The sequence below is a fragment of the Nocardia carnea genome, from assembly GCF_029869215.1.
In the GTDB taxonomy this organism is placed as follows: Bacteria; Actinomycetota; Actinomycetes; order Mycobacteriales; family Mycobacteriaceae; genus Nocardia; species Nocardia carnea_B.
The window spans coordinates 1-25,516 of record NZ_JARWPM010000098.1; the positions used below are offsets into that span (position 1 = coordinate 1).

A 25,516-nucleotide genomic window follows, 5' to 3' on the forward strand; every position below is an offset into this window, starting at 1 on the left:
AAAATCCAATCACCCCCGTCCCCCGCGGGGCCCGGGGGCGGGGGGGGGGGGTGGGCCCCCGGCGCACTTTTTTTTTGGCGCGTTTATTAATATCGGGTGGGGTCCGCCTTGGCCGCGGGGGGGCGCGCCGGGGCGCTGCACCACGAAGATCAGGTAGCCCAGCAGGCCGACCGCGAGACCCATCAGGCAGACCGGCCGTGCGGACTCCCAGCGGTCACCGGCGAGCCATACGACAGCCGTCGCGATCGCGAACAGCGCCGAGCCCACGGCCAGCACCGGACGGGGATCGGTGAGCCACGACGGGAACTGCTGGAGCTGCGCGTTCATCTTTTCAGCGTAACCGCAGTACGCGCGCCGATCCGCCGCGTGTCACGTATGGTTCACATTGTGAATACCCACTCGGATGTGCGGGCGCTGGCCAGCGACCTCTCGCTGGCGGTGGTGCGTTTGACGCGGCATCTGCGGGGGCGGCGTGCGGAATCGCAGATATCGCTGACCCAGCTCTCGGTTCTGGCCACCCTCGGTAACGAGGGCGCGATGACACCCGGCGCACTGGCGGCCAAGGAGCGGGTGCAGCCCCCCTCGATGACCCGGGTGATCGCCTCGCTCACCGATCTCGGCCTGGTCGCTCGTGACCCGCATCCGACCGACGGCCGGCAGATCATCGTCTCGCTCTCCCCGGCCGGGCACGCGCTGCTCGCCGATGAGCGTTCCGCCCGCGAGGCCTGGATGAGCGAGCAGCTCGCCGGCCTGAACCCCGCCCAGCTCGACGTGCTCGAACAGGCGGTCGGCATCCTCAACGAGATCGTCGCCGATTCGGAATAGCCGCACCGGTCAGCGCGCGGTGCCGTAGGTCGGCACGAACGGCCGGTCGCTGTCGACGATTTCACGGCCCAGCGGGAACAGCGCCAGCGGAATCAGTTTGAGGTTCGCCCACGCGAACGGGATACCGATGATGGTGCAGGCCAGCGCGATGCTGGTGGCGAGATGACCCAGCGCCAGCCACCAGCCGGCGACCACGAACCAGATGATGTTGCCGATCAGCGCGCCCGCGCCCGCACCGGGCTTCTCGACGGTCGTGCGGCCGAAGGGCCACAGCATGTAGAGGGCGTTACGCAGCGCGGCGACCCCGAACGGGATCGTGATGATCAGGATGAAACAGATCAAGGCGGCGACGAAGTACCCCAGCGCCATCCAGAATCCGGCAAAGATCAGCCAGAGGATGTTGAGCAGGAGCTGGATCACCTTCATACCTCAAGCATGCCCGAGCGCGGCGGTATCCGCACCCGCCGCGCCGGGCGCGCGGCGGGGCTTGGCAGGATAGGCGCCGTGGCCGTGGTTCTCGATGTGGACAGCGCTGCCGATCCACGGGTCGACGATTTCCGGGATCTGAAGGCGGCAGACCGCAGACCCGACCGTCCCGGCGGGAAGGGTTTGGTGATCGCGGAGGGGACCGTGGTCGTACGGCGCATGCTGGACTCGCCGTTCCGGCCGCACGCCGTGCTCGGTGTGGATAAGCGATGGCAGGAACTGGCCGCCGATCTCGCCGCGCGCGATATTCCGTTCTATCGTGCCTCCGCCGAGGTGATGGCGCAGATCGTCGGATTCCATCTGAACCGTGGTGTGCTGGCGGTGGCCCACCGGCCGCCGGCGCACGATTTCGCCGGGCTCGTCGCCGGCGCCACGACGGTCGCGGTGCTCGAGGGCGTCAACGATCACGAGAACCTCGGGGCGATGTTCCGCAATGCCGCCGGGCTCGGCGTGGACGCGGTGCTGTTCGGGCCCGGCTGTGCCGATCCGCTGTATCGCCGGTCGGTGCGGGTTTCGATGGGGCATGCGCTGCGGGTGCCGTTCGCTCAGGTACCGGAGTGGCCGGGTGGACTGGACACCCTGCGCCGCAGCGGTTTCCAGGTGATCGCCCTGAGTCCTGATCCGGGGGCCGCGACCCTGGCCACCGCCCTCACCGGCCGGCGGGTGGCCCTGCTGCTCGGCGCGGAGGGTCCGGGACTCACCGAGGAGGCGATGGCCGCCGCGGATCTGCGGGCGCGAATCCCGATGAGCGCGGGCACCGATTCGCTCAATGTGGCCACCGCCGCCGCGATGGCCTTCTACGAACGGGTGCGGGCCTCATGACCGGGGCCGGTCATCCGGGCTACGGCAGATACTCCGGCCCGCCGGACGAGCCCACCCCGTGGGCGGCGGGTATCACCGTCGCCGGGCTGGTGGGGGCGCTGACCACGGTCGGTGTCTTCGCCTTCGGTGCGGCCCTGACCCAGGTGCATCCGCTGTTCTCGCTGGCGGTGAACATCGTCGCGGCCGTCGGTATCGCGCCGACCGCGTGGCGCTGGCGGGCCCGGCCGGTGACCCGCTGGGTACTGGCCGGCGCCGCGGCGGGCGTCCTGCTCGGCTGGATCGGATTACTCGCCGGCGTCTGACCCGGGCGCCCGCTACGTCTCGGCGGTCACCGCGGCGTCATGTCCGCGCAGCCAGGAGAACAGACCCTTGCGCTCGTGGTTGATCCGGTTCTGCGGTGGCCGCGGATCGTGCCCGGCGTCGCGGTACTCGTCCTCGGGGTGCAGGCGGAACCCGCAGACACGGATCTCGTCGGGCGTCACCGTGGGTCGGCCGGCATCGGCGACGTCCGCTGCGCCCGACAAGGGGAAATACCGGAAACCGAGCCATTCGTGATTGGCCGTATCCGCGAAACCGGGCGGGTCGAACGGCAGCACCAGCGGATCAGGTAATTCGCCCACCCGCCACCGGATGGGATGCTCGCCCGCCCAGTGCGGCCGTTCCCAGATATGCGGTAGACCCTGGTCCTGCAGGATATTGAGCCGGGTGGAACTGAATGCCCGGCGCAGTTCGCCGCGCTCCCAATGCGCGAACGAACCCCAGCCGTATTCCAGATCGAACGACACCAGGTACGTATGGTCCTCGGCCAGCGGCCGGACGAGTAGCTCGGGTAACTCGGTGGGATGCACGCGGGCCGCATACGCACTGCACAGCAGGGTCAGGCCGGGGTAGCAGCCGATGAACAGTTCGTCGGGTCGCGGGCCGGTGGCCGCGCCGAGGGTCGCCTGGGCGATCGGTTCCACCGCGAGGCCGGGATGGAGTTGCCGGGCCAAGGCGTAGGCCGCGTCCGGATCGGGATCGGGGTCGGCGCGCAGGACCGCCGGCGGATCGGCCGTATCGACGTACCAGACCGAGGAAATCTTGGACAGCATCCACCCACCTCCGATAGCGCACGAACCGGGTCGTGAACTGCTCGGCGCGCACCGCGGCCGACGCCGGTTGGGAGCCGGATCGACCGCATCGCCGTACAGCGGAACTTACTCGCCCGACCGGGCGGATCGGGCGGTTGTCGCGGGAAACACGCCGGTTCGCCGCTCGCTAGTGACCTGAGCTGCGGACCCCGAGCAGAACGTCTTCCCAGGACGGCATGGGCGCCTTACCGCGTTTGCTGCGCCCGGCGGATTTCGCCGCCTTGGCCGGTGCCTTCTTGGCGGCAGGTTTGGCCGCGGCAGCGGTGGCCGGTGCGGATTCGTCCGGCTGCTCGGCCGGTTCGGTCGCGGCCTTCGCGCCGGTCGCGGCCGGCTCGTCGGCTGCGACCTCGGACTCGATGGCCGGCGGTTCGGGCGCCGAGGGTGCGGCGGCGGGCGCTGCCGTCGCCGCGGTAGCCGACTCGGCCGGTTCGGCTGGGGGCTCCATCGCGGTCGGCTGTGACGCGGGTTCGGGCTGTGCCGCCACCGCGGCCGGTTCGGCGGGTGCCGGGGCGGGCTGCGGTTCGGGCTGCGGCCGGGCGGGCGCTACCGGTTCGGGCGCCGGGGCCGGGGCCTGCTGGTGCGCGGCGGAATGTGTTGCCGCCGGGGCGGGCTGCGGGACCGGGGGCGCGGGAGTCTGCACCGGTGCGGGCGCCGTCTCGGCCGCGGGCGGGCGGTAGGGCTCCGGCTCGGGCGGCCGGTACGGCTCGGCCGGTGCGGGCGCGGTGGGGGTGCTCGCCGCGGGTGTACCGGCCGGCAGTGCGGCCGCGCCGGTGGTCCGGCCGGCGCCGGGGGACAGCGGGGCCGCGGCGGGCAATGTGGTGCTACCGCCCGCGACCGCGCGCTGCTCGTAGTAGTCGTCCATCGCCGCCGGCCGGGCGGGCTCGCGCCGGGGTTCGGCCACCACGGGCTCGGGGGCGGGCGGTGTCTCCGCTTCGACCGGCAGGATCGAGGCCAGCCCGCGCAGCGCGCGGCCGAAATCGGGATCGATCAGATCGGTGGCGGGATCGTCCAGCGGGGAAACGGTGCCGCCGTGCGCGTCCGGCTGGTAACGCCAGTGCGCGGCGATCTCCGAACGGCCGTTCTGCCACTGCAACTGGGCGACCCAGAAACCCTTCTCGTCCTTCCAGGCATCCCATTCGGCGTTGTCGAGGGTATGGCCGCGCGCGGTGAAGGCCGCGGTCACCACATCGATCAAGATCTCCACCGCCGGGCCGTCGGGCCGGATCGGATGGGCCTTCTGGGCGAGCTCGGCTGCGCGCGCGCGTTCCAGCAGAACCGGATAGGCGAAGCGTTCCACCCGGCTCGTCGGCATCCCGGATTCCTGGGTCACCTGTTCCACGGAAGCGCCGGCGCGGATTCGAGCCTGGATATCGCGAGGACGCATAGTTGCTTCCATTTCGATCTCGATCTGGCCGAATCGGGCAAGGTCGCCGCGGGCCGCGGCGCGGAGTTTGTCGTCGGCGGGAAGCCGGAATTTCTGGCCACTTTCCGTGTCGACGCACACGATATGGGCGGAGTCGGGCGTCACCCCGATCACTCGAAGTTCACGCACCGTTACCTCCTTATCGCGTCGCTCGCGATACCGCCCACGTTCTGGAACAGTAGTGCACTTCTGGGATTCGTGTGGCAAGACACGCGGCACCGAAATGTACCCTGCGGCCGACACCTACGGCTAATCTTCTCTATTCCCTTGTGTATCAAGTCGATTCCGGGTGATCCGGGCAACATATGCGCGGGCCCGCCGCGCAACACGCGCGGCGGGCCCGAATTCGCAGGTGAACCCCGTCAGCCGAGGTTGCCGACCACCCAATCGATGCAGCGGGTGAGCTGCGCCACGTCCTCGGGGTCGATGGCCGGGAACATCCCGACCCGCAACTGATTGCGGCCCAGTTTCCGGTACGGCTCGGTATCGACGATCCCGTTGGCCCGCAGCGTTTTGGCAACCGCTGCGGCATCCACCGAATCGGCGAAATCGATGGTGCCCACCACCTGCGAGCGGTGCGCCGGATCGGTGACGAACGGAGTCGCGAACTCGCTGGCCTCGGCCCAGGAGTACAGCCGCGACGAGGAATCCAGCGTCCGCTTCACCGCCCAATCCAGGCCGCCGTTGCGATTCAGCCAATCGATCTGGTCGGCGAAGAGCAGCAGCGTGGCCAGTGCGGGGGTGTTGTAGGTCTGGTCCTTGAGGCTGTTCTCGATCGCGATCGGCAGCGACAGGAAATCCGGAGTCCAGCGACCCGAATCCTTGATCTCCTGCACCCGGGCCAGTGCGGCCGGGCTCATCAGCGCGATCCACAGCCCGCCGTCGGCGGCGAAGCATTTCTGCGGCGCGAAATAGTAGATATCGGCATCGGTGATATTCACCGGCAACCCGCCCGCACCCGACGTCGCGTCGATGGCGATGAGTGCCTCGTCCGACCCCGCCGGCCGCTGCACCGGCACCGAGACGCCGGTGGAGGTTTCGTTGTGCGCCCAGGCGATCAGATCGGCGGCCGGATCGGCGACCGGCTCCGGCGCGCTGCCCGGATCCGCCGACACCACGATCGGCTCACCCAGGAACGGGTTCTTCTTGGTGACACTGGCGAACTTCGAGCTGAACTCGCCGTAGGTCAGGTGCAGGGAGCGTTCGCGGACCAGGCCGAACGCGGCCGCATCCCAGAATGCGGTGGTACCACCGTTGCCGAGGACCACCTCGTACCCCTCGGGCAGCGAGAACAGGTCGCGCAGGCCGGACCGCACGCGGGCCACCACATCCTTGACCGGTTTCTGCCGGTGGCTGGTGCCGAAGACCGAGGCACCCACCTCCACCAGGGACTGCAACTGCTCCGGGCGGACCTTGGACGGGCCGCAACCGAAACGACCGTCGGTGGGCTTGAGCTCATCGGGGATGGTCGGGAACGCACTGGTCATGGCCAACAGCGTAGCCGCGCCGTTGCTGTGCCGCGTACCACACTCCGGCTAACGTGGACGGGTATGAGCATGCGGTCGTCGAGGGGCGCTGCCGGAGATCGATCCGACGAAGGCCGCGGCAGCGGTCACAGTGCGGAGCCGGTCCCACCGGCCTCGCGCTGGAGTCTCCGGGATCTGCTGCCCCGGCGGTTCCGCCGGCGCGGCGAGGCCCCCACCGGCGCCGATCGCCGGGAACTGCTGACGTACGGCACCGCCGGGTCGGCCACGGTCCTGGCGGCCCGTACCCGCAAGCGTGAACCCGGCTATACATTCCGGGTCCGTGTCCGGTTGCCCGGGATGGTGCCCTACGAGGCGCAGGTGCGGCAGCGGGTATCCGGCGCCGAACTGGACCGGATGCGCCCGGGCGATCTGGTGTGCTGCCGGGTGGACCCGGACGACCGCGACCGGATGGTGCTCTATCCCCCCGGCGAGGCCGACCCCGGCCGCGCGGCCCTGGCCAAGATCCTGGCCGACGGCCGCCGGGCCACCGCGACGGTTCTCGCGGTGAACCCGGTCGCCGTCGACTACTGCGGCTGCGACGACCCGGTACTGCGCCTGGACCTGGAGCTACGCGCCTGGGACGAACCGGATCCCTGGCGGGTCAGAGTGGTGCAGCCGGTGCCGCTGTCGGCCATCGAACAGTTGGACCTCGGCGCCAAGCTGCGGGTCGCGTTCTTCACGGTCGACAACGGTGATTCGGTCGCCATTGATTGGGAAGCGGACCCGGACTGTGTTTAATGGCGCCGACTCCGTCGGCGCGGGGTTCGGCCCCCTGAGTCCCTGCTGTCAGCACTCGACACTCGCGGCTTCGCCGCATCGCATCGAGCGCTGACAGCCGGGACGGGCCAAAACCACTGAGGGCCTCGTACGACTCGGCGCCGCCGTGGTCGCGTCGCCGGGTACGACTACGGTGGGTCGGGCATTCAGGGGTATCCCGGATGGCGCGGGCGGGCGTGGGCCGACAGACTGGACGCATGACTGCTCATGCTGTCGACACGGACTCGGCCGGTCCCGGGTCCGCTGTTGCCGCCGGTGCCATCGAACTCACCAAGGTGTACGGATCGGGGGATACCCGGGTGACCGCGCTGGACGCGGTATCGGTCGATTTCGCTCGCGGGGAATTCACCGCGATCATGGGCCCGTCCGGATCCGGGAAATCCACCCTCATGCACTGTCTCGCCGGGTTGGACGCGGCGAGTTCCGGGCAGGTGCGGATCGGTGACACCGAACTCACCGACCTCTCGGACAAGGAGATGACCGCCCTGCGGCGCGACCGGGTGGGTTTCGTCTTCCAGGCGTTCAACCTGGTCCCCACGCTCACCGCGCTGGAGAACATCACCCTGCCGCTCGATATCGCCGGCCGCGAACCCGACCGGGAATGGCTGGCGACCGTCCTGAAACGCCTCGGCCTGGAGGACCGGCTCGGCCATCGGCCCAGCGAACTGTCCGGCGGGCAGCAGCAGCGGGTGGCCTGCGCACGGGCACTGGCCGGGAAACCGGAGATCATCTTCGGCGACGAACCCACCGGCAACCTGGACTCGCGGTCCTCCGGCGAAGTGCTGTCGATTCTGCGTGCCGCGGTGGACGAATTCGGCCGGACGGTCGTCATCGTCACCCACGAACCGACCGCCGCCGCGTACGCGGACCGGGTGATCTTCCTGGCCGACGGCCATATCGTAGACGAGATGCGTGATCCGACGGCCGATACGGTGCTGGACCGGATGAAGGCCCTGGAGGTCAAGTAGTGGCCGCACATCCCATGCGCACGGTCGCGCTGCGTAACCTCGCCGCGCACAAGGTGCGGCTGGCGCTGACGCTGCTGTCGGTGGTGCTCGGGACCGCGTTCATCGCGGGTTCGTTCGTTTTCACCGATACCCTCCAGCGCACCTTCGACGGGATCTTCGCGAACGAGGCCAAGGGCGTCGATGTGCGGCTGAGCCCCGAGGAACGGCAGTCCGCCGGTATCCCGCAGGAGGTGGCCGACGATGTGGCCGCCATGGACGGGGTCCGGACGGTGGCCCCGGGGATCGAAGGGGCGGTGGTGCTGCTCGACCCCACCGGTAAGAAAGCCGTGCAGACCGGTGGTGCCCCGAGTATGGGGACGGTCTACCTGCCGCCGGAGCGCTCGGTCGCCGAACCGGACCCGTTCGTCGCCGGAACACCACCGGCCGCGCCGGGCCAGATCGCGCTCAACACCACCGCCGCCGAACGCGCCGGGCTCACGGTCGGCGAGCAGACGAAAGTGCTGGTGCCCTCGCACGGGGTCCCGATCGACGTCACCCTCACCGGCATCTACGCGCCGGCCGCGGATACCGGTGGTTTCATCGGGGTGCAGTTCACCGAGGCGCAGGCACGCGAGCTGTTCACCGACGGATCGCACGTCGCCTATCTCGATATCGCGGCCGACGGAATCCCCGGCGATACGCTGCGCGACCGGCTGTCCATGCTGTACCCGGACTACAAGGCGCAGAACGGTGATCAGGTCCGCGCGGAGATGAAGGCCCAGATCTCCGAGGCGCTGAACTTCCTGAACTACTTTCTGCTCGCGTTCGGTGCGATCGCGCTGATCGTAGGCACGTTCATCATCTACAACACCTTCTCCATGCTGGTGGCGCAGCGGTTGCGGGAGCTGGCTCTGCTGCGGGCGATCGGCGCGGGCCGCGGGCAGGTCGGGCGCTCGGTGGTCGCCGAAGCCCTGATCGTCGGTGTGATCGGTAGCGTGCTCGGCTTGCTCGCCGGTATCGGGCTCGCCTACGGCCTGGCCGCGCTGCTCAACGCGTTCGACCTCGGCCTGCCGACCGGCCGGATGACCGTCCTGCCGCGCACGGTGCTGGTGGCGTTCGTGGTGGGTCTGCTGGTGACGGTGGTCAGTGCCTATGCGCCGGCCCGGCGCGCCTCCCGTATCCCGCCGGTCCAGGCGATGCGCGAGGAGTTCGCCTCCGCCGGTGAAACGCTCCGGGGCCGGACCGTCGCGGGGGCGCTGCTGGCCGTCGCGGGTGTGGTGCTGGTCGTACTCGGCGCCCGTAACACCGGTGGGGGTGCGGCGGCGGTCGTCGGCGTGGGTGCGCTGGCGCTGATCCTCGCGGTCCTGTTCGCGGCGCCTGCGCTGTCGCGACCGGTGCTGGCCGGCCTGGGCTGGCTGATCAAACCGTTCGGGCCGATGGGGCAGATGGCCCGCAACAACGCGATCCGCAATCCCCGCCGGACGGCCGCCACCGCGTTCGCGCTGACACTCGGTTTGATGCTGGTCACCGCGATCGGGATGCTCGGCGAATCGGCCAAGGTGAGCATCTCGCGGCTCGTGGATCAGGGGGTGGAAGCCGATTACGTGCTCGCCGGGCCACAGATGATGGGCGTGCCCACCGGCGCGAGCGATGCGGTGCGGGAGAAGGTGCCCGCGGCCGCCGAGGTCGTCGGACTGCGCGGGGTGATGCTGAAGGTGGGCGACGACGACGAGTTCGGCACCTCCCCGGACGGCCCGCTGGACAAGGTCGTGAATATCGATATCCGCAGTGGCACATCGGCGCTGGGAGATTCGGATATTCTGCTCGGCGAAGACGAGGCGGCCGAGCACGGCGTCGGGGCCGGCGACCGGCTGGTGATCAACACACTGGACGGCACCCAGATCCCGCTGACCGTATCCGGCGTGTACGCGGATTCGCCGGTACTGGGCCCGCTGATCGTGCCGAACGCGGTATTCGAGAAGGCGATGCCGCCCGCCCTGCGAACCGACGCCGCGGTGCTGATCAAGGCCGAGCCCGGTGCCGATCTCGCCGCCATGCGAACCGACCTGGAACGCGCCACCGAGGAATTCGTCATCGTCCAAGTCCAGGACCGCGAGGAATTCAAGGGCGAGAACGCGAAACAGATCAACAATATGCTGGCCATCCTGTACGGGCTGCTGGCGTTGGCGGTGGTCATCGCGGTACTCGGCATCGTCAACACCCTGGCGCTCTCGGTGGTGGAGCGGCGGCGCGAAATCGGTATGTTGCGTGCCGTCGGCACGCAACGATCACAGGTCCGGCGCACCATCTACCTGGAATCCATGCTCATCGCGGTATTCGGCGCGATCGTCGGTGCGGTGCTGGGCCTGGGGCTGGGCGTCGGATTCCTGCGGACGCTGCGCGATTTCGGGCTGGATCAGATCGCGGTGCCCTGGGATCAGCTGGTGTACATGCTGATCGGGTCCGCTGTCGTGGGCGTGCTGGCGGCATTGTGGCCCGCGGTGCGGGCGGCCCGCACTCCACCGCTGGCGGCCATCGCCGACCTCTGAACGCGGCACCGGCCGGGCACGCCGCCCGGCCGGTCCCCGCGGCGGGTGTCGGTCCGGCCGCTGCGCCACCGGTCGAACCGGTCGGCGTTACCGCGCGGCGAGCGAACGGCCGGCGGTCGTTCCGGGCCGGGAGATGCCGGCGCAGTCGCCGCCGGTGCCGAGCCGGCCCGGCCGAGGTTACTGCCGGTCGGTGCCCCAATGCCGGAGGTCGCCGCGGTTCAAGGCTTCGGCGAGGAGATCCGGAAACCGGTCCGGAGTGCAGGCGAACGCGGGCACCCCGAGCGCGGCCAGCGCGGCGGCGTTCTCGCGATCGTAGGAAGGGGCGCCGTCGTCGGAGAGCGCCAGCAGCACCACCACCTGCACCCCGGCTTCCTTCATGGTGTTGATCCGGCGCAGCATTTCCTCCCGCACCCCGCCTTCGTACAAGTCGGAGATCAGGAAGAACAGGCTGTCGGCGGGCCGGGTGATGAGCGACTGGCAGTAGGCGATGGCCCGGTTGATATAGGTGCCGCCGCCGAGCTGAGTACCGAACAGGACATCCACCGGGTCGGCGAGTTTCTCGGTGAGGTCGACGACCTCGGTATCGAAGACCACCAGCGAGGTCCGCAGTGACCGCATCGAGGCCAGCACCGCGCCGAACACCGACGAGTACACGACACTCGAGGCCATCGACCCGGATTGATCTATCGCCAGGATCACGTCACGGTGCACCGCCTGGGCGCGCCGGCCGTAACCCACCAGCTGCTCGGCGATGACGGTGCGCTGTTCGGGCAGGTAGTTGGCCAGATTCTTGCGGATGGTGCGGTCGAAGTCGATATCGCGGGGTTTGGGGCGCGAGGTCCGGGTAGCCCGGTTCAGTGCCCCGCTCACCGCGGCGACCGTCCGGGTGGCGATCCGTTCCTCGATCTCTTTCACCACCTTGCCGACCACCATCCGGGCGGTCGATTTGGTGGTCTCCGGGATCACCCGGTTCAGGCTGAGCAGCGTGCCGACCAGGTGGACGTCGGGTTCCACGGCCTCCATCAGTTCGGGTTCGAGCAGCAGCTGGGTGAGGTTCAGCCGGTCCACCGCATCGCGCTGCATCACCTCGACCACCGTCGACGGGAAATAGGTGCGGATATCGCCGAGCCAGCGAGCCACTCGCGGCGCGGATCCGCCCAGACCACCGGAGCGTTCACCGCCCGACCGGCCGTCCGCCGCGTCGTAGACGGCGGCCAGCGCCTTGTCGACGGCCGAATCATCGGCGCCGCCGAGCCCGCCGAGCGCCGGTTCGGCGGCCGAGCCGAGAACGAGCCGCCAGCGGCGCAGCCGCTCCTGTTCCGGAACCGATTGTGCCGCGGTGCTGTTCACGCAGGTACCCCCAGAATATCGGCGACGGCCCGCAGGACGAGTCCGCCGCGTACCGGATCGGTTTCGGTGGTGGTCGCCGGCCGGGCCGGGTCGCGGTCGCGGACCGCCGAGCCGATGGCCCGGCGCTCCCCGGATTCGAACGCCCCGAAGGTGCGGCGCAGCAGCGGCACCACTTCCATGAACTGATCGCCGGACAGTCCGGCGAGCCAGTTGTCGATCAGCCGCAGCAGCGCCCGGTCGTGCACCAGGACCAGCCCCCGGCCGCCGACGAAACCGTCGACCCAGGCGGCCTTGGCGGCCGCGGTATGGCCGATCGAGAGCGCCGCGGCCAGCCGGCGGGCGGCCTCGTCGGCGTCGAACCGGCCGGCGTCGCAGAGCAACCGGACCACTCGCCCGGTCAGCAGGCCGTGGATATCCGGGCGGTCGGCCAGCCGGGCCAGCGCGGTGAGCCACTGTTCGGTGGAGTCGGCGTGGTCGCGGGTGTGTATCGCGGTGGTGACCGTATCGAGCTGGGTGCGCAGGGCCGCGGCGGTATCGTCGCCCAGGCCGGTGACCGCCGCGGGGAGGCCGGCGCAGATCCGCACGAGCACACTGTCGGCGACCTGTGCCAGGGCCGAGGTATCGGTGCCGCGGACATCGCCGTAGCGCAGCGTGCGGAGCACACCGGGCAGGGCGGCGAGCAGATGGGTGATGTCGTGATCGATCGCGGCGGCGGAGCCGAGGCGGCCGATGAGACCGTCCAGAGCGCCCGGGAGATCGGCGAGCAGCGCGAATTCCAGGGCGTCGGTGAGTTCGGCGACACCGTTCCCGTCGCGGTCGGCGGTATCGAGGATCTTGGCCTCGGCGGCCGCCTGCACGGTCGTGCCCCAGCGGGCCGCCTCGATCACCCGGACCGCGAACTCCGGCTCCCAGCGCAACTCCCAGGTCTCCCGGAAGGTGCCGGTGGACTGGACCGAATCGTGCCCGGGGACACCCCAATCCACCCCGAGCAGCCGTAACCGGTGCAGCAGCCGCGATTTGGCGATATCGCGGTCTTTGCGCAGGTCCAGGTCGAGTGTGCGGGCGAGGGCCTCCTGTTTCAGGCGTAGCGTGCGCGACTGCGCCCGCAGGTCGGCTTCGAGCGGCACGGTGGGCGTTTCGGCCGGAACCGTGCCCAGCGCCTCGCCCACGACGAGTTCTTCGCCGACGAGCCGCAGCACGGTGTCGTCACCCTCGCACAGCACCGCCCGTGTTGCCTCGGTGACCTCCGACAACCCGGCCAACGGCCGGCCGCGCAATACGGCGAGAGTTTCGGCCAGCCGGACCGCCTCGATGATATGGGCGCTGGACACCGGCAGATCATGGCGGCGCAGCAGCCCCGCGACCTTGGTGAGCCAGGCCGCGATCGGCTGGGCGGTCTCGGTGAACAGGTGCTGGTACCAGCCGGGGGAGATGACCCCCGCGCCGTACCCCGAGGCCGCCGCGAGCCGGGAATGTGTCCACGGTACCCAGGTGAGACCGGTTTTGACCTTCGGAAGCCCTTTCAGCAGAGCCTGATCGGCGTTGGCGGGGCCGAGGGGTTCGCACAGTGCCGGGGCGTGCCAGGCACCGCAGACCACCGCGATCCGCCGCGCCCCGTCCTTGCGGGCGCGGCGCAGCGCCTGCCGCATATGCGCTTCGCGCACGAGCGTATGCCGATCGATGATCAACGGCTCCGGAGCGGTCGCGCCGGTCCCGTCAACGTCGCCGTCCGCCGCCGACGCATCATCGAATCCCCCGGTCGCGGTGTTGTCGGGCTCGCCCGTGACGGTGCTGCCGGGTCCGCTCGTCACGGTGCCGTCGGACCTGCCGGCGGCCGTATCGCTCGACTCAGCGGCGGCGGCACCGGACGGGCTGCCCGCGGAGGTGTCCGCTGTGGCGGCCGATCGGCCGGATGGCGGGCCGGCGGGTTCGGCCGGTGTACCGTCCGGAACCGGTGATTCTCCCGGCTCGAGTGCGACGGGTTCGGCGCCTGAGACATGTGATCCCCGGGGTGGACGGCCGTCGAGGTCTGCCGGGCCGGGAGCCTGGTCCGGATGGACGGTCGCGGGCCGCGCGGGCGTGTCGGACGGCGGCGCGGTGACGGCGGTTTCGCGGAGCGCGGCCATGGCTTCGGTGATCGCGGGGAATGTTCCGGCGTCCGTGCTGGATTCGACGACCGCGTCCCACCAGCGTTCGGCGTCGTCGTAGCCACCGGCGGCGGCGAGTTCGGCCAGTGCGTCCCGGCCGCCGCCGGTGTCGTCGAGCGCCAGGGCCGTCGCGGCGGGCAGATCGCAGAACCGGACGGGGACACCGTTACCGACGGCATAGCGCAGGGCCTGCCATTCCGGGGAGAACTCGGCATACGGCCAGAACGCCGCGCGTGCCGGTTCGTCGGCGACGTAGCCCAGCAGGGCGACGGGCGGCGCCATGGTGTCGGCGGCGATATGGGTGACCAGCGGGTCCGCATCCGCCGGTCCCTCGATCAGGACCATATCCGGCCGGAATTCCGCGAGAGCCAGCCGCAGCGAGCGCGCCGAACCCGGCCCGTGATGCCGGATTCCGTAGATCCGGGTCTCCGCCTCCGGGCCTGACGCACTCACGCTCTGCTGTCGGGGCGTGGGTGCGGGCCCTGCGTGGTGACGCTGCGCTACCGCCTCCGGGCCTGACGCACTCACGCCGTGAGCTCCCGGCAGGCACGGTAGAAATCGGACCATTCGTCGCGTTCGCGGACCACGGCCTCGAGGTATTCCGTCCACACCACCGCGTCGGCCACCGGGTCCTTGATCACCGAACCGACGACGGCCCCCGCGATATCGCCGGCCCGCAGCACACCGTCACCGAAATGCGCCGAGAGCGCCATCCCGTTGGTGATCACCGAAATGGCTTCGGCCGTGGACAGCGTCCCCGACGGGGATTTGAGTTTGGTCCGGCCGTCGGCGGTGATACCGGCGCGCAGTTCCCGGAAGATCCGTACCACGCGGCGCACTTCCTCGGCGGCCGCCGGTACCTCGGGCAACTCCAGTGCCGAACCCAGTTGAGCGACCCGGCGGGTGACGATATCGATCTCCTCGGCCTCGGTGCCCGGTAGCGGCAGGACCACGGTGTTGAACCGGCGGCGCAGGGCCGAGGACAGTTCGTTCACGCCGCGGTCGCGGTCGTTGGCTGTGGCGATGATGTTGAAGCCCTTCGCTGCCTGTACTTCGGTGCCGAGTTCGGGGATCGGCAGCGTTTTCTCCGACAGGATGGTGATCAGCGCGTCCTGCACATCGGAGGGAATCCTGGTGAGCTCCTCGAGCCGGGCGATGGACCCGGCGCGCATGGCGTTGAGTACCGGCGAGGGCACCAGGGCCGCGTCACTGGGACCTTCGGCGAGCAGCCGGGCGTAGTTCCAGCCGTACCGGACCGCTTCCTCCGCGGTACCCGAGGTGCCCTGTACCAGCAGTGTGGAGGCACCGCTGATGGCGGCCGACAGATGTTCGGACACCCAGGTTTTCGCCGTACCGGGAACGCCGAGCAGAAGCAGCGCGCGATCGGTGGCGAGGGTGGCCACCGCGACCTCCATGAGCCGTCGGGGACCGACGTACTTCGGCGTGATCACCGTGCCGTCGTCCAGGGTGCCGCCCAGTAGATAGGTCACCACGGCCCACGGGGACAGTTTCCACGACGGCGGGCGGGGCCGGTCGTCGGCGGCGGCCAGCGCGCTCAATTCACCGGCGAATGCCTGTTCGGCGTGCGGGCGCAGCAGCGGCGCGGCGGGGGCGGATTCGGTGGTGGTCACAGGAGCTCCTCGAGCATGATGGATCGTTGGTGAAGTTGGTGGGCGAGCAGGTTCAGCGCGGCCGTCCAGTCGCCGTCTTCGCAGCGGCTCGCCAAGGTCTCGGCCGCGGGCGCGCACGCGGGTGGCATATGGCGGGCGGCGGTGTGCAGCAGCGAACGGTGGGCGGCCGGCCGGGTGCCCGGCGCGCCCGGCCGCCGGGCGGCGGTGCGGGCCCGTTCCTCGAACAGGTGCAGGAGGTGCCGGGCCACCTCGGGCGGCCAGGGCCGGGCCACCGCGGGCAGCAACGATTCGATCTCCGACAGCCAGGAGGCGTCCAGGCGCAGCAGGTGGCGTGCCTGCTCCGCGGCCGGGAGCAGCGCGAACAGTTCGCGGCGCCGGAGAATGGCCGAGTTCGAGGGGGTGCCCACCGCGAACAGCGCCGTGGCCCACTCGGTATCACGCCGGACCAGCGCCGCATCCATCCAGCCGTCGAACAGCGGCTGGCGGAAGCGGTCCTCGATCCGGGCCGCGACCGACTCCCGCGGTGAGCCCAGCGGGCCGGCCCAGTATCCGAGCGGCAGGTTCGCGACGAGCCGCCGCAGCCGGGCCGCGGCTCGGTCGGGCTGTCCGTTCCAGCGGTAGCCGAATTCGGCCGTGTTATCGGTGAAACCGTCCCGCGCGGCCGCCTCGTCCATCGTTTCCGGAATGTCCACGATGAGTTCGGGCGCCCGATCGCGGCCGGTGCGCGCGCATTTCAGCCAGGCGGTGGCCCGTTCGGACATTCGTGTGGTGAACGCCGAATCCGGCAGCCGCGCCAATAATCCCGCAGCGGTGCGCCGGACCTCGCCGCGGCGATCCCGCAGCGCGGTTTCGAGCAGCTCCTCATCGGCGGGACCCAGGCCGTCGGCCAGTACGGCCAGCAGATCGGCCTTCGCCGCGCCCGATTCCCGGGGCCACGCGGCTTCGAGCGTTGCGCGGGCCCCCGCGGGGTCGCGGCGGCGCAGCGCGGCCAGCCACCGGACCCGCTCCGGCGGCAGGCCCAGCCGCCAGGTTTCGGCGCTCGGCTCCGGTTGCCCGGTATCGCGGCGAACCAGCTGATGCCAGCGCGGAATCCATTCGGCCAGCCAACGGCCCCGCGTACCCGCCAGCCGCAACGCCGCCTCGCGGAGTTCGCCGTCGCGGGCGGCGAATTCGAGCAGTGGACCGGCCAGGCGATCCGGCGCGCGGAAATCGTGCGGCTCGGCGGCGGCGAACCATTCCGGAAGGAATTCGGGCTGGGCTTCGATCAGCGCTGCCAGCCGGTCGGCCGCGGCGGCGGGCAGCAGTGGCCGGGGATCCACGGCGGCGGGCTCGGCCGGCAGCTCGGTGTGGACGGGTACGTACCCGCCGCGCGCCCAGGCGATGTCCAGTGCGGTCGCTTCGAGCAGCCGGTGTGCGGCGTCCCGGCCGGGCAATGCGCCGGCCGCCGCGGCCACCCCCCCGGGCACCCGCGGCAGTGGGGCAGTGCCGTGGCCGGTACCGAGCAAGGCGATCGAGGCTGCTTCCGGACCGGCGGTGACCGCGGTGTAAGTCGCGTCGGCCACCGGACCGGCCTCGTGGAATTCGCCGGCGGCCAGCACCGAGACAGCTTCCAGACGGCGGCCGTTCCAGAGCCCGAAGACGGTGATCGGCCGGCCACCGGAGAAGGCGAGCAATTGCCATGGCCGGGCCGGTTCCACCAGCGGTATCGAGGTGCCGTCGGGTTCGGCGAGCAGCCAGTCGTCCGCGGTCCGGGTCGGGACGACCGCGCGCAGTAGCACAGGCCACGATTCCAGCCACGGATCCGCGGCGGCGGCCACGGCGAACGCGTGCAGCGCATCGGCGATGGTGCCGGCGCCGGAGGTGGCCGCGATGCCGCCGGTATCCGGGACGGCCGCGCCGGGGCCGGCCGCGCCGGCCAGAGCCCGCAGCGGAGCGGCACCCGGATAGAAGTGCAGATCCGTTTCCGTAACCAGGCCGATCGGCGGCACCTGGGCGGAGAAAGACGGCGAACCGTGCGAATGGTCGACCAGCAGCGCCCAGCGGCCGGTGCGGACCCCGTACAACCAGCTCTGGCGGGTGTGCAACCGGTCTTCTTCGCCGGTCCGCATGCCCATGGTGACCCACCGGTCGCGTACCGGGGGTTCGGCCAGTACGGTTTCGGCCGCGACCGGATAGCCGATATGAGCACGCACCGTGGCGGCGAGCGGTGCCGCCAGCGCATCCAGTTTCGCGTGTGCGGTGAGCAGCAGGCGCAGCCAGGCGAACCGGCCCAATACCACCTCGGGCCAGTTCGACCGCCCGACCACAGCCGCCGGCATCCGGCGCAGCACCGCCGCGATATTCGGCGCCTGGGCGTCGACCATCCGGGCGGCGACGGCCTCGAACGCGGCCGGCGACCGATCCGTCCGGGCCAATCCGGTGCGGATCTGATCGGCCAGCCAGGTATCGAGTTCGGCCACCCCGGCCGCGACCCGCTCGTGCCGCTGCTGCGCCGCGGCCGCGCTCGGAACCCGGCTCTTCCTCGGCGCCGCTGCCTTCACGACGCGGCGACCGATCCACTCCGCGGCGAAATCGGCCGTTTCGCCGCTTTCGCCGACCGCGCCTCCGGACCACAGCAACAGCAGCGACAGCGCGTGTTTGCACGGAAATTTCCGGCTCGGGCAGGAACACCGGAACGCCGGCCCGGACAGGTCGACGATCGTCTGGTAAGGCGTCTTACCGCTGCCCGCGCACAACCCCCACAACGCGGTATCGCACCATCCGGTGCCGGTCCATTTCCCGGCGAGTTTGCGTGCGGCGGTGAGTGAACTCGCATCCGGTGCGAGCGCTGTCACCTGGTTCTCCGACCACCGCTGTGTCATCCGGTGATCCCATATCGTTCGGTCATCGTGCCCCCGTTTTCTCGGTCGCAAGAGTTCTATCGCACCCCACCGACACCCGCCGTGCGGCGCCGGGACGGCAGCGTAAGGGGTTGTCGCCGAGAGGTATTCACGAACTCCAGCGCTTGCTAATCAGCCGGACCTCTGGCATTCTGTCCTGTTCGGCCAGACCGAGCCACCCCTCGAGGGTGCAACACCAACGAGCTGCCCGACGGGGTTGGCGAGGGGTGGCCATCGGTCTCCGTATCGGGTCGGCCGATGACCAGATCCCATCCCCGCGGGCAGGTTCGATCTTCCCGTCGCACCGGGCGCCGGCCGGTCCGTGTCCCGGACACCGGCGCCGCCGCGAGCTGTCCGAACGGGTTGCCATCGGGTAGCGTTCGGCACAGCTTTCGATCGTTCGATCACACCAGGGGCCGGGGTGCGCGTGTGGTCTCGAAGGGGGTGGAGAATTTCGTGGAACCTGTGCGTGAGAAATCCCGGGAGACGTACGTGCGGCCGGGTGTGCTGCTGCTGCGGCAGTTGGAGTCGGAACCGGACCTGCCGGGTGAGGTGGCCGCGGTGATCCGGGCGGCCCTGGCCACACCGGCCGCGGCCGGACCCGCCGGTGAGACTCCGTTCGGACTCGGTGGGATCTTCCTGCGCGCCATCCGGGTCGAGGGTTTCCGGGGTATCGGTCCCGAAGCCGTGCTGGAACTGCCCGCCGGGCCCGGGCTCACCCTCGTCACCGGCCGTAACGGCAGCGGGAAATCGAGTTTCGCGGAGGCCGCCGAACTCGCGCTCACCGGGGCGAATCGGCGCTGGGCCGGCCGGTCGGCCGCGTGGCGGGAGGGCTGGCGCAATCTGCACCGGTCCGATCCGGTCCGCATCGAATTGGAGCTGCGCACCGACGGCCCGCGGCCCGGGCTGACGGTTGCCCGCGAATGGCTGCCCGGCGAGCCGCTCACCGGGGGCGTCTGGACCCAGCATCGCGGCGGCGCGCCCGGCCGCGACTTCCCCTACCGCGAGTGGGCGCTGCCGATGGAGCTGTACCGGCCGTTCCTGTCCTACAGCGAACTCGGCGCGCTGGTCGACGGGAAGCCCAGCGAGCTGTTCGACGCGCTGCACCAGTTGCTCGGGCTGGACGAACTGATCGCCGCGCACGAAGAGATCCGTTCCCGGCGGCTGGCACTGGAAAGCGCGGCCCGGGCGATGCGCCGCGAGCGGCCGGCGCTACTGGCCGAGCTGGCGGGGGTCGCCGACCGGCGGGCACGGCGCGCCGAACGGATCCTGCGTCACCCCGACCCGGATCTCGGCGAGCTGGCGCAACTGCTGGCCGACACCACGGGCGGCCCGGAGCCGGCGGTCCTGCGTACGGTGCTCGCGCTCGAGGTGCCCGCCGCGGCGCGGATCGCCGAGCTGCTCGCGCGGCTGCGTGCGGCGCAGGCCGCGGTATCGGCGGCGACAGTACCGGAAACGGTCGGCGATCTGCGCGTTCTCGAGCTGCTCCGGGCAGCGTATTCCCATGTCGCCGAACAGGACCACACCGAAACCGGGTCCGCGGGAAGTGTCTCGGTCCACCGGACGCCGGACCCGGTTCTCCCGGGCGGCGACGACGGGTGCCCGTGCCCGGTCTGTGGCCGTGGCGTACTGGATGAGCGATGGCGGATCGATACCGCCACCGCCATCACCGAATTGTCCGAGCGCACCGCGGATCTGCGGTACACCCGCGCGGAACTGGCCGGCGTCCGCGCCGAGATCAGGGCCGCGCTCGGGCCGATCCCCGCGGAACTGGCCGCCGAACCGGCCTCCCTCGATACCGGCGCGCTGCGCGACGCCTGGGCGCACTGGGCCCGGCTGGCCGAATCCGAGAACCCGTCACCGGACCGGCTCGGTACGGCCCACGACCGGTTGACCACCGAACTCGATTTCCTGCGGCAGCACGCCGCCAAGGAACTCGACCGTCTCGAACAGGCGTGGGCCCCACTGGCCCCGCGCCTGCGCGCCTGGCTCGACCTCGCCGGTTCGGTGGCCGCCCGGACCACCGAGCTGGACACGCTCCGTGCCGCCGAGGGCTGGGTGAAATCCGCGACCGCCCGGGTCCGCGACGAACGGCTGGCCCCGCTGGCCGGCACCGCCCGCTGGGTCTGGCAGAGCCTGCGCCAGCAGAGCAATGTGGAACTCGGCGGAATCCGGCTGCAGGGCAACGCGAACACTGCCCGCCGGGTGCAACTCGACGTCACCGTGGACGAGGTGGACGGCGCCGCACTCGGGGTGATGAGCCAGGGTGAGCTGCACGCGCTCGGCCTCGCGTTGTTCCTGCCCCGCGCGACGGTCCCCGCGAGCCCGTTCCGATTCGTGGTGATCGACGACCCCGTGCAGGCGATGGACCCGGCGAAGGTCGACGGCCTGGCCAGAGTGCTGGCGACGGTCGCCTGGGAGCGGCAGGTCGTGGTCTTCACTCATGACGACCGCCTCGCCGAGGCCGTACGCCGGATGCGCATCGACGCCCGCATCCTCGAGGTGCAGCGCCGGGAACGCTCGGTCGTGGAAATCCGCCTCTCCAGCGATCCGGTGCACCGATATCTCGACGACGCCCGCGCGCTGCTGCGGACCCCGCAGTTACCGCGCGCCATCGCCGACGAACTGGTCGCCAGCTGTTGCCGTTCGGCCCTCGAAGCCGCCGGCCTGGCCCGTGCCAAACGAGATCTGCTCGCCGCCGGAATGGATCATCGTGAGGTGCAGCGGCGTATCGATACCGCCCAATCCACCCGAGCCATGGTCACTCTCGCGGTACTGGGCCCCGGCCGCCGGATCGAGGACCTCAACAAACGGCTGGCCAAAGAGGGACGATGGGCGGTCGAGGTGGTCCGCGACGCCACCGCGGGCGCGCATATCCCCATCGCCCGCGACCTCGCCGACCTGATCGCCGATACCGAACGCTTCGTGGACTGGCTGGCCCGATGAACCCGATCCCACCCACCGGCCCGGACCCGTCGAGCACCGGCGGTGCGCACCCCGGACACCCCGAATCCGCCCCTGCCGGCGATCGGACCCCTGCCCGCGCGCACCCCGCGCACCCGGAATCCGATCGCGCCGGCCGTCCGGACGTAGTCGGCGCCGGCGTTGCGGGCCCGGCGGATTCCGAATTCGAGTGTGCCGGCGATCCGGACGCGGTCGGCGCCGGCGTCGCGGGCCCGGCGGACTCGGAATCCGCAGGTGCCGGTGTCCCGGAGGCGATGCGCATCGGCACCCTGGGCTCCGCGTACCCCGCTTCCGATCGTGCCGGTGATCGGGCCCCGGCCGGGATCGGCGCGCCGCGAACCGGCCGGCCGGAATCCGGTTGTGCCGGTGATCGGGATGTGGCCGGTACCGGCGTCCTGCGCTCGGCGTATCCGCGATCCCGGGGTGGTCCGGAGGTGGTGGGCCCCGGTGCCGAGCGCCCGGCGTCTCCGGAATCCGGCAGCGCCGGCGATACGGACCCGGCCGGTTCCGGCGTCGCGCGCCCCGCCTCCGCGCAATCCGCGACCGCTGATGAACCCGCGCCGCGCGGTGGTGCCCGGCGCCGCCGGCGGATACGCGGGCAGGAGCGTCGCCGGGGCAGGGGTGGCGCGCGCCGGCGGAGCGGATCGGCGGCGTACGCCCCGGCCGCGGATCCGCCGGGACCGCGACCGACGGTGGACGAACGGCTGGCGGTCGTGGACCGCTTGCTGGACGGTTCGATCCCGGCCGCGGGGGCCGTATGGTCCCGGGCGACCGCGTGGATTCTGCGGATCGCGCTCGAACAGTCGGTGGACGACCTGTGGGCCCGCACCGAACCCGCTCTCGCGCGCTGCCCGATGCGTGCCCAGTTGCTGGCCCTCGGGGTGATCGCCGATCCGCCGACTGCGGCACGGGTAGCCGCGCTGTGGACCGCCCTTTCCCATGCCGCGCACCACCACGACTACGAACTGGCGCCGGCCGTCACCGAGTTGCGGCGCTGGCGCGAGGACACCGCCCGCGCCGCCGCCGAACTCGCCGGGATCGCTCGCTGAACCGGCACGCGGAGCGATTCCCGGGCTTGCTGCCGGACCGCGTCGCCGGCGGTCGCCCGGTCGGGTTCGGGTGTTGCCCATCGAGTTGTCCGGCTCTGGTTACCGATCCCGGCAGTGGTGCAGCCGGGGGCCGGCCGGAAAGCGGGCCGCACCGGCCCGGTCTCGGGCAGGGTCGCCGACCGACGCGGGAACCGCCGAGCGGGTCTGTCGAGGTGGGCCCGGAGCAGGGGCCTCATGGACGGCCGGGGCGGCTCGCGCAGAATCACGGGTGTGGACGATTCGAAACCCTGTCCGTGCCGCCGCGGTGAAACCTTCGGCGAATGCTGTGGTCCCCTGCTGGCCGGGCGGCCGGCGCCGAGTGCCGAAGCACTGATGCGCTCGCGGTACACCGCGTTCGCGCTGGGCGATGCCGGGTATCTGCGGCGTTCCTGGCATCCCCGCACGCGACCGGATCGGCTGGACCTGGACCCCACCCGCCGCTGGCTGTTCCTGGAGATCCACGAGGTGACCGGCGGTGGACCGTTCGAGCAGTCCGGCACCGTGGAATTCACCGCGCACTACCGCGACCCCGGCGGCCGCGGACAGCTCCACGAGACCAGCCGCTTCACCAGGGTCGACGGTGCATGGTGCTACCTGGACGGCGATATCGCCGACTGAACGAGCCCCCGGGAACTCGACCGGCCCCCGCGCTCACCCGCCGGTAGTGTGCACGCCATGCCGCGTATCGCCATCGAATACTGCACCCGGTGCCGCTGGCTGTTGCGGGCGAGCTGGATGGCGCAGGAACTGCTCAGTACCTTCGGCACCGATCTCGGCGAGGTGGCGCTGATTCCCGGCGAGGGCGGGGTTTTCCGCATCACCGTCGACGGCGATCAGGTGTGGGAACGGAAGGCCGACGGCGGCTTCCCCGATATCGCGGTGCTCAAACAACGCGTGCGCGACCGCATCGCGCCGAGCCGCGATCTCGGGCATATCGACCGTTCGGCCGCCGGCTCCGGATCGAGCGACCGAGCAGCTGCCGACCAGGGCCGCGACGATATCCGGCCCGAATCCGGCGACTGAACACGATCGGCCGGTCCTACCGGGCCGCCCACCGGCCGTCGTTCAGCCGCAGCAGCCGCCTCCACAGCATCCACCGCCGGTGGGCGCGGGGGCCGATATCGCCGGCGCCGCCGCCCGGCCGGTCGTCGCGAAGGTAGTGAGCAGTTTCACGGTGTCGTCGTGACCGCCGGGGCATACCGCCGGATCCGACGCCTGCGCCATCGGACGGTTGACCTCGAAGGTATCGCCGCAGCTGCGGCATCGGAACTCGTAACTCGGCATGACGGGAATTCTAGAGACGTATCGGTCCGCCGGTTCCGGCGTGCAACGCGATATAACCGGAACCGAAGTGTAACCACTTCGGTCGTACCCTCGAATGCACAGGTAGAGGAGGTCTGTGATGAATGTCCAGTGCTTCGAGGTACCAGCTGGCGTGGACGGCTCCGCACCGGTGGCCCGGACCGAGTTCGGTGCGGTCCGGGGTCGCCGGGAGGGCACGGTATCGGTCTGGCGCGGGATTCCGTACGCCGCCGCACCGGCCGGTCCGCGCCGGTTCCGGCGGCCGCGGCCGCCGGAACGCTGGGACGGGGTGCGCGATTGTCTCGCCTTCGGACCGGTCGCCCCGCAGGATATGGACAACACGGTTCCGATGGACCGTTCGCTGGCCATGGGGGAGGACTGCCTCTGGCTGAACGTCTGGGCCCCGGCCTCGACCGCCGAGGAACCGCGCCCGGTGATGGTGTGGTTGCACGGTGGAGCGTACTGCTTGGGTTCGGCCGCGCAGGCCGTCTACGACGGCAGCACTCTGGCCGCCACCGGTGACGTCGTGGTCGTCACCGTCAACTACCGGGTGGGGGCGCTCGGCTTCCTCGACCTCTCCTCGCTGAGCGACGAATTCGTGCCCAACCTGGGCCTGCTCGACCAGCTCGCCGCGCTGGAATGGGTCCGCGACAATATCGCCGGGTTCGGTGGCGACCCCGGCAACGTGACCCTGTTCGGGGAGTCCTCCGGCGCCGGTTGTGTCACCGCGCTGCTCACCGCGCCCCGGGCCGCGGGGCTGTTCCAGCGGGCGATCGCGCAGAGCCCGCCCGCGACCGCCGTCTACGGCCGGGAACGCGCCGCCGGAGTGGCCGATCGCTTCCTGGAGTTGATGGAGCTACCCAGGTCACGGGCCGACGAGCTGCTGACCTGCCCGATCGAGCGGATCGTGCGGGCGGCCGCGGTGCTCATCGACGAGGTGCCGGTACAGGCTCCCGGGACGCTGGCGGCGGCACCCGTGGTCGACGAGGATCTGCTGCCCGGCTATCCCACCGACCGGTTCCGCGACGGCCGTTCGCACCGGGTGCCGCTCATCATCGGCACCAACAAGGACGAATCCTCGCTGTTCCGGCTGTTCCGGTCGCCGATCATGCCGGTCACCCCGGAAGCGGTGAACACCATGCTCGAACAGGTGCAGGCAAGCCACCCGGACCTGTCACCGGAACGGATCGCGGAGATCACCGCCGTCTATCCGAACCTGGCCAAACCCCGCGGAGCCCTGGCCATGTCCACCGACGCCGCGTTCCGGATGCCCGCGCTCTGGGTGGCCGACGGCCATTCCCAGCATTCGCGCACCTGGATGTACCGGTTCGACCACGCGACTCCCATTCTGCGCGCCGCCCGTGTCGGCGCCGGGCATGCTACGGAGCTACCGTACGTTTTCGGCAATTTCGGCACCTTCGACCACGACCCCACCTTCTGGCTGGGCGGCCGCCGCCAGGCCATGGAGGTGTCCGGCCGGATGATGCGCCGCTGGCTGGCCTTCGCCGCGCACGGGGTCCCGGCCGCGCTCGACGGTTCCAAACACTGGCCGCCCTACCATCCGGAATCTCGGGACACCCTGCTCATCGACACGGTCGACCGCGTGGTCCCCGACCCGGAGGGCGACCTGCTCACCGCCTGGGGTGAACGGGCCGTCGGATTCGCGTAGG

21 protein-coding genes are annotated in these 25,516 nt (G+C 70.8%); 11 read left to right on the forward strand and 10 right to left on the reverse strand.

The window, feature by feature from the left end; all coding sequences use genetic code 11:
• Positions 1-9: 9 nt before the first annotated feature.
• Positions 10-327 (reverse strand): DUF2530 domain-containing protein, encoded by a 318-nt coding sequence (locus QH276_RS35495; RefSeq protein ID WP_432278785.1) that lies wholly within the window; start codon positions 325-327, stop codon positions 10-12.
• A 48-nt stretch (positions 328-375) separates the two neighbouring features.
• Between QH276_RS35495 and QH276_RS05440 the strand changes: the two genes are divergently transcribed.
• A complete protein-coding gene (locus tag QH276_RS05440) occupies positions 376-825 on the forward strand; it encodes a MarR family winged helix-turn-helix transcriptional regulator (RefSeq protein ID WP_280406647.1) in 450 nt (149 codons plus the stop codon).
• A gap of 9 nt (positions 826-834) precedes the next feature.
• Here the strand turns inward: QH276_RS05440 and QH276_RS05445 are convergent, their stop codons facing one another.
• Positions 835-1,251 carry a YccF domain-containing protein gene (locus QH276_RS05445; protein WP_280397470.1) on the reverse strand — a complete coding sequence of 139 codons (417 nt, stop codon included), beginning with the start codon at positions 1,249-1,251 and terminating at the stop codon, positions 835-837.
• Between the two features lie 78 nt (positions 1,252-1,329).
• On the opposite strand from QH276_RS05445, the gene QH276_RS05450 reads away from it, so the two are divergent.
• Together QH276_RS05450 and QH276_RS05455 are read left to right on the forward strand one after the other, a co-directional pair.
• A complete protein-coding gene (locus QH276_RS05450) occupies positions 1,330-2,133 on the forward strand; it encodes a TrmH family RNA methyltransferase (RefSeq protein ID WP_280406648.1) in 804 nt (267 codons plus the stop codon).
• On the forward strand, positions 2,130-2,435 hold the full coding sequence (locus QH276_RS05455) for a DUF2537 domain-containing protein (protein ID WP_280398525.1): 306 nt from the start codon (positions 2,130-2,132) through the stop codon (positions 2,433-2,435). The genes QH276_RS05450 and QH276_RS05455 overlap by 4 nt, the downstream gene beginning before the upstream one ends.
• A 12-nt stretch (positions 2,436-2,447) precedes the next feature.
• On the opposite strand, the gene QH276_RS05460 is transcribed toward QH276_RS05455, so the two are convergent.
• The 3 genes from QH276_RS05460 to serC form a co-directional block, all read right to left on the reverse strand.
• Positions 2,448-3,224 (reverse strand): DUF6928 family protein, encoded by a 777-nt coding sequence (locus QH276_RS05460; RefSeq protein ID WP_280398524.1) that lies wholly within the window; start codon positions 3,222-3,224, stop codon positions 2,448-2,450.
• A gap of 166 nt (positions 3,225-3,390) precedes the next feature.
• Complete coding sequence (gene sepH, locus QH276_RS05465) at positions 3,391-4,815, reverse strand: septation protein SepH (RefSeq protein WP_280406649.1); 1,425 nt, start codon at positions 4,813-4,815, stop codon at positions 3,391-3,393.
• 233 nt (positions 4,816-5,048) lie between these two features.
• A complete protein-coding gene (gene serC, locus QH276_RS05470; protein WP_280398522.1) occupies positions 5,049-6,173 on the reverse strand; it encodes a phosphoserine transaminase in 1,125 nt (374 codons plus the stop codon).
• Positions 6,174-6,236: 63 nt separating this feature from the next.
• Here serC and QH276_RS05475 point away from each other — a divergent pair, with 63 nt between their 5' ends.
• The 3 genes from QH276_RS05475 (at position 6,237) to QH276_RS05485 (ending at position 10,485) form a co-directional block, all read left to right on the forward strand.
• Positions 6,237-6,950: a hypothetical protein gene (locus QH276_RS05475; RefSeq protein ID WP_280398521.1), complete on the forward strand. Its 714-nt coding sequence runs from the start codon at positions 6,237-6,239 to the stop codon at positions 6,948-6,950.
• Between the two features lie 236 nt (positions 6,951-7,186).
• Positions 7,187-7,957: an ABC transporter ATP-binding protein gene (locus QH276_RS05480; protein WP_280396564.1), complete on the forward strand. Its 771-nt coding sequence runs from the start codon at positions 7,187-7,189 to the stop codon at positions 7,955-7,957.
• A 14-nt stretch (positions 7,958-7,971) separates the two neighbouring features.
• Positions 7,972-10,485, forward strand: coding sequence for an ABC transporter permease (locus QH276_RS05485; RefSeq protein ID WP_280396565.1), 2,514 nt, complete (start codon positions 7,972-7,974; stop codon positions 10,483-10,485).
• A gap of 177 nt (positions 10,486-10,662) precedes the next feature.
• On the opposite strand, the gene QH276_RS05490 is transcribed toward QH276_RS05485, so the two are convergent.
• The 4 genes from QH276_RS05490 to QH276_RS05505 all read right to left on the reverse strand — a co-directional run bounded on the left by QH276_RS05490 (position 10,663) and on the right by QH276_RS05505 (position 18,474).
• Complete coding sequence (locus QH276_RS05490) at positions 10,663-11,835, reverse strand: VWA domain-containing protein (RefSeq protein WP_280396563.1); 1,173 nt, start codon at positions 11,833-11,835, stop codon at positions 10,663-10,665.
• Positions 11,832-14,435 (reverse strand): DUF5682 family protein, encoded by a 2,604-nt coding sequence (locus QH276_RS05495; protein WP_280396562.1) that lies wholly within the window; start codon positions 14,433-14,435, stop codon positions 11,832-11,834. Before QH276_RS05495 ends, QH276_RS05490 begins: the two co-directional genes overlap by 4 nt.
• A 71-nt stretch (positions 14,436-14,506) precedes the next feature.
• Positions 14,507-15,613 carry an ATP-binding protein gene (locus QH276_RS05500; RefSeq protein ID WP_280396561.1) on the reverse strand — a complete coding sequence of 369 codons (1,107 nt, stop codon included), beginning with the start codon at positions 15,611-15,613 and terminating at the stop codon, positions 14,507-14,509.
• A complete protein-coding gene (locus QH276_RS05505; RefSeq protein WP_280406650.1) occupies positions 15,610-18,474 on the reverse strand; it encodes a DUF5691 domain-containing protein in 2,865 nt (954 codons plus the stop codon). The genes QH276_RS05500 and QH276_RS05505 overlap by 4 nt, the downstream gene beginning before the upstream one ends.
• Positions 18,475-18,948: 474 nt before the next feature.
• Between QH276_RS05505 and QH276_RS05510 the strand changes: the two genes are divergently transcribed.
• The 4 genes from QH276_RS05510 (at position 18,949) to QH276_RS05525 (ending at position 23,567) form a co-directional block, all read left to right on the forward strand.
• The gene (locus QH276_RS05510) at positions 18,949-21,438 is read left to right on the forward strand and encodes an AAA family ATPase (protein ID WP_280406651.1); all 2,490 of its coding nucleotides are present in this window, start codon (positions 18,949-18,951) and stop codon (positions 21,436-21,438) included.
• Complete coding sequence (locus tag QH276_RS05515) at positions 21,435-22,505, forward strand: hypothetical protein (protein WP_280402474.1); 1,071 nt, start codon at positions 21,435-21,437, stop codon at positions 22,503-22,505. Before QH276_RS05510 ends, QH276_RS05515 begins: the two co-directional genes overlap by 4 nt.
• 234 nt (positions 22,506-22,739) lie before the next feature.
• The gene (locus QH276_RS05520; protein ID WP_280402473.1) at positions 22,740-23,162 is read left to right on the forward strand and encodes a YchJ family protein; all 423 of its coding nucleotides are present in this window, start codon (positions 22,740-22,742) and stop codon (positions 23,160-23,162) included.
• Between the two features lie 57 nt (positions 23,163-23,219).
• The gene (locus QH276_RS05525) at positions 23,220-23,567 is read left to right on the forward strand and encodes a SelT/SelW/SelH family protein (RefSeq protein ID WP_280402472.1); all 348 of its coding nucleotides are present in this window, start codon (positions 23,220-23,222) and stop codon (positions 23,565-23,567) included.
• A gap of 42 nt (positions 23,568-23,609) precedes the next feature.
• On the opposite strand, the gene QH276_RS05530 is transcribed toward QH276_RS05525, so the two are convergent.
• On the reverse strand, positions 23,610-23,828 hold the full coding sequence (locus QH276_RS05530; RefSeq protein WP_280402471.1) for an FmdB family zinc ribbon protein: 219 nt from the start codon (positions 23,826-23,828) through the stop codon (positions 23,610-23,612).
• Between the two features lie 118 nt (positions 23,829-23,946).
• On the opposite strand from QH276_RS05530, the gene QH276_RS05535 reads away from it, so the two are divergent.
• Entirely contained in the window at positions 23,947-25,515 is a 1,569-nt protein-coding gene (locus tag QH276_RS05535) for a carboxylesterase/lipase family protein (RefSeq protein ID WP_280402470.1), read from the forward strand.
• Position 25,516: the final 1 nt, after the last annotated feature.